General features: G+C 63.2%; 3 protein-coding genes and 1 pseudogene. All 4 read right to left on the reverse strand.

Annotation, left to right across the window (positions count from 1 at the left end; genetic code table 11):
- Positions 1–241 precede the first annotated feature (241 nt).
- Positions 242–1,372, reverse strand: coding sequence for an aminomethyltransferase family protein (locus EN750_RS19730; protein ID WP_127397398.1), 1,131 nt, complete (start codon positions 1,370–1,372; stop codon positions 242–244).
- Positions 1,373–1,526: 154 nt separating this feature from the next.
- Positions 1,527–2,303 (reverse strand): ABC transporter substrate-binding protein, encoded by a 777-nt coding sequence (locus tag EN750_RS19735; protein ID WP_127397399.1) that lies wholly within the window; start codon positions 2,301–2,303, stop codon positions 1,527–1,529.
- Between the two features lie 125 nt (positions 2,304–2,428).
- Entirely contained in the window at positions 2,429–4,186 is a 1,758-nt protein-coding gene (locus tag EN750_RS19740) for a hydantoinase B/oxoprolinase family protein (protein WP_127397400.1), read from the reverse strand.
- Between the two features lies 1 nt (position 4,187).
- Positions 4,188–4,608 (reverse strand): annotated as a pseudogene (locus EN750_RS19745) (hydantoinase/oxoprolinase family protein); the annotation flags it as partial.

A 4,608-nucleotide genomic window follows, 5' to 3' on the forward strand; every position in this document is an offset into this window, starting at 1 on the left:
GTTCTAACCATTGCGCCCGCCGGTTCCGCCCTGATCGACGCCCTGTCGCCGGACCGTCGCGTCATTTATGACGACATCGAACAGCGCTTCGGCCACGAAAAGCTCGAGCAGTTGCTCGATCTGCTGGAGACGCTGATCGACGGCGAGAGCTGATCGTTCCGGCTACCGCAGAGGTTTCGACGGTCGCTTGGTTGACGGCCCGCATACCTTGAAAATGGCCGAAACACCCGATGGGGGTCAGCTAACCTCGCAACCTCGCCCCTTCCGGATCGAAGAACGGTATCGGCGCCGCGACCGCACGCGTCGGCTTACCACCGATATCAATGCTCAATTCGGTGCCGACAGCCGTGAAGGGCAGCCGCAGATGCGCGGTGGCCAGCACCTTGCCGAGGGAATAGCCGTGGTCGCTGTAGGTGACGATGCCGGCGTCCTCGCCATCGGCCAGAATCCTGGCATCGGCCGCGGCCGGCTTGTCGCCGTCGAGGATCAGTCCGACCCATTGCTCGTCGAGGCCCTTGTCGCGAACCTTGAGCAAAGCTTCGCGGCCGATGAAATCGCCCTTGTCGAACTTGATCCAGCGGTCGAGGCCGACATGGAACGGGGTGCGGGTCTCGTCCATGTCGATGCCGTGCGCCGGATAGGCCTTTTCCAGGCCCAGCGTGAACATCGCCAGCACGCCATAGGGTTTCAGGCCAAAGTCACGGCCGGTGCGCATCAGCGCGTCCCAGAGAGAGGCCGCCTCGTCGGCCGGCACGAACAGTTCGAAGCCGAGTTCGCCGGTGACGCCGGTGCGCGAGATCAGTACTCTCGTGCCGTTGATATGGCCCGACGTGAACGACCAGCGCTTCAGTCCATCCAGATCGGCATCCGCGATCAACGCTTTCAGCAGTTCGCGCGAGCGCGGACCCTGGATGGTCGGGAAGGCGATGGCCGCCGTGATGTCGGTGACATAGGCCTTGCGGCCCTGAGCGTGATGCTGCAGCCAGGGCAGCATCTTCAGGCGGTTGACCGAGCCGGTCACCAGCATGAAGTGCTCCGGGCCCAACCGAAACACGGTGAGGTCGTCCATGATGCCGCCATCCTCGCGGCAGACCGTGGAATAGCGGACCTGGCCCGGTTTCATGGCAGCGGCATTATTGACGATGACATGGTTGACCAGCGCCTCGGCCTCCGGCCCCTTGATATCCATCTTGCCCATCGTGCTGAGATCCTGCACGCCGACATTCCTGCGGGTGTTCAGGTGCTCGTCGGCAATGCCGGAATAAGTTTTGGCCGAGATGAAATCGCCCCCGACACGACCCATGGTCGCGCCCAGCCCGACGATGCTGCTGTAGAAAGGGGAACGCCGCTCAGCCAAGGAAGTCTCCATCATGAATTGCGATCCAGAGACCGTTTCGAAATTCGCTCTGGCGAGTCATATGATGGTGGTTTCGAGAACCGGAGCGCAGCGGACATTCAGGTCCGTGAGCACCGGAAGCGCAGAAAACGCCTTCAGATGGCCGCCAGAGTAGAGTTTCCAAACGGTCTCAGCTGCCGTAGACGTCGAACGAGAAGTATTTGTCGTTGATTTCCTTGTACTTGCCATTGGCGCGCAGCGCGTCGATGGCCGCATTGAGCTTGTCGGCCAACTCCTTGTTGCCCTTCTGCAGGGCGATGCCGACGCCGGGGCCGTGTATGGCCGGATCGGCCGTCAGCGTGCCGAGCAGCTTGCAGCAGGCGCCGTCTGGCTTCTTCAACCACTCGGTCAGGATGATCGAGCCGTCCATCATCGCGTCGAGGCGGCCATTGGCCATGTCGGTGCGGGCATCGTCGCCCGTCGGATAGGCCTTGACCGTCGAGCCTGCATATTTCTGGTCGGCGAATTTCTGGTGGATGGTCGCGGTCTGCACGCCGAGCGCCTTGCCTTTCAGATCGTCCGGCGAGGTGCCTGATATGGTCGAATCCTTCGGTACGGCGATGGCCGGCGGCGTCTGGTAGTATTTGTGGGTGAACTCGACCTTCTCGGCCCGCTCGGGCGTGATGGTGATGTTGATGATGGCGTCGAACTTGCCGGCCTGCAGCGCCGGTATGGAACCATCGAAATCCTGCACGCTGAACTCGCATTCGGCCTTCATCTCGGCGCATAGCGCCTTCCCCAAGTCGATGTCGAAGCCGCCCAGCGTGCCGTCGGCACTGGCGTAATTGAAGGGCGGATAGGCGCCCTCGGTGCCGATCCTGAGTTTTTTGTCCTGGGCGGAGGCGGCGCCCGTGGCAAGGGTGAGAGCGACGGAAGCGGCAAGCGCGAAACGACCGAAAAGACGCATGTTCGAGTTCCCCGTTGAAAGCGGGAAGTCTACGGGCTTTCATGATCCCGGCGGAGACGGAAACGACATGCGCTGCGGCGATCGCGGCGCGGCGAGCGGACCAAGCCCTCACGATTGGTCGTGCGTTAGCCGGCGCGCTGCTTGTTCGTCGCTGTCCGGTCGATGCCGAGTTCGCCTGCCGAGAGGACAACGCCAAATTTTTCGTTGGCTTCCTCGACCGTATAGTAACCCAACGCCACGTCGCGCAGCACCAGATCCGGATCGCGCTGCAGCGGATCGCCGTAGCCGCCACCGCCCGGCGTGCCGACACGCACGCGGTCGCCGGCCTTGAGCGCGATGTCCTGCTCCTTGGACAAATGCGGTGGTACATGTTCCTCGCCGTTGCGGAAGACGGTCACCATGTTGACCGCGCCATCCCTGCCGCCGAGTGCGCCTTGGGGGCCGAAACGGCCGTGATCCATGACGAAAGAAGCACGGGCGTCACCGCGCAGGATTTCGACCTCATAGGCGAGCCCGAATCCGCCGCGATGCTTGCCGGCGCCACCCGAACCTTCGCGCAGGGCATAATGGCGGTAGAGCACAGGAAAGGCCTGCTCCATGATCTCGACCGGCGGCGATTTGGAAATGCCGATGGTCGAGCAGCCATTGGTCAGCCCGTCATGGCCTGAATTGCCGCCATAGCCGCCGCCGGAGATCTGGTACATGACGTAGTCGCGGCCGCGCGCCGGATCGTTGCCGCCGAGCGCGAAATTGCCGCTGGAGCCGGCGGGCGCCGCCGTCACCTTGTCCGGCAACGCCTGCACCATCGCCGCGAACACCGCTTCCGCGATGCGCTGCGACACTTCGGCCGCGCAGCCCGATACGGGGCGCGGATATCTGGCATCGAGGAACGTGCCTTCCGGCCGCTTGACTTCAAGCGGTTCGAAGGCACCGGCGCTGATCGGCACATCAGGGAAAATGTGGCGCATGGCGAGATAGACCGACGACAAGGTCGTCGCCAGCACACTGTTCATCGGCCCGGCGCAGGGCTTTGACGAGCCGGTGAAATCGAAGGTCAGCGTATTGCCTTTTTTCTCGACGGCGAGCGCGATGGTCAGCGGCTCGTTGACCACCCCGTCGGAATCGACAAACGCCTTGGAATGGTAGATGCCGTCGGGAATGGCTGAGATGTTGGCGCGCATCTGCTCGGCCGCGCGGCGGCGCAGTTCGGCGATCGCCTCGACAACCGTTTCATCACCGTAACGATCCAGGATCCCATTGAGCCGGTCCTGGCCGATCAGCAGTGCCGCAGCCTGGGCGCGGATGTCGCCGATGCGCTGGTCGGCAACGCGGATGTTGGAGCAGATGATGGCGTAGATTTCCGGATCGAGCACGCCCTTCTTGAACAGTTTGACCGGCGGCAGTCGCAGGCCTTCCTGCTCGACTGCGGTCGCCGAGGCCGAAAAACCGCCCGGCACCGAACCGCCAATGTCGGGCCAATGGCCGGTGTTGGACAGCCAGCAGAAAATCTTGCCGTCCCGGTAGACCGGCATGGCGAAGCGCACATCCATCAGATGGGTGCCGCCGAGATAGGGGTCGTTGACGATGTAGATGTCGCCCGGCTCCGGGGCCAAGCACCGGCCATCGGCGATCATCTCGATCACCGTCCTGGTCGAATATTGCATGACGCCGACGAACACCGGCAGGCCCTGGCTGCCTTGCGCGATCAGCGAACCATCGACGGCCGAATAGATGCCGTCGGAGCGGTCATTGGCCTCGGCGATGACAGGCGAGAAGGCGGCGCGCGAGAAGGTCAGGTCCATCTCGTCGCAGACCTGCTGCAGTGCCGCCTGCAGGACCGAAAGGGTGATGGCGTCGAGCTTTGCCCTATCAAGATTTGGCATCTCAGGCCTCGCCAATGTCGATGATGATGTTGCCGTCGGCGTCGCTGCGTGCGCGGTCGCCGGGCTCGAGCACGGTGGTGGCATCCATCTGTTCGAGGATCGCCGGCCCTTCGATTTCAGCGTCAAGCGGCAGCTTTTCACGCGCGTATACCGGCGTGTCGTGCCATTGGCCGGCGTACCAGACCGGCCGGATCTCGCGCCGCGCCTCGTCGAGCGTTGTTGCGCGCCCAGCCGGGTCGATCAGGCGCGACAGGTCTATCGACGGGCGGACGCCCGTCACCGAGGTGTTGAGATTGACAAGGTTGGCGCGGATTTCCGGCAGTTCGACCTTGAAGCGGGCAAAATAGGCCTTTTCGAAAAGCTGCTGCAGCGTTGCCCGCGTCACCGATGAGGACGGCAGCGGCACGTTGATGATGTGGGTC

The organism is Mesorhizobium sp. M7A.F.Ca.ET.027.03.2.1 (genome assembly GCF_003999175.1).
In the GTDB taxonomy this organism is placed as follows: domain Bacteria; phylum Pseudomonadota; class Alphaproteobacteria; order Rhizobiales; family Rhizobiaceae; genus Mesorhizobium.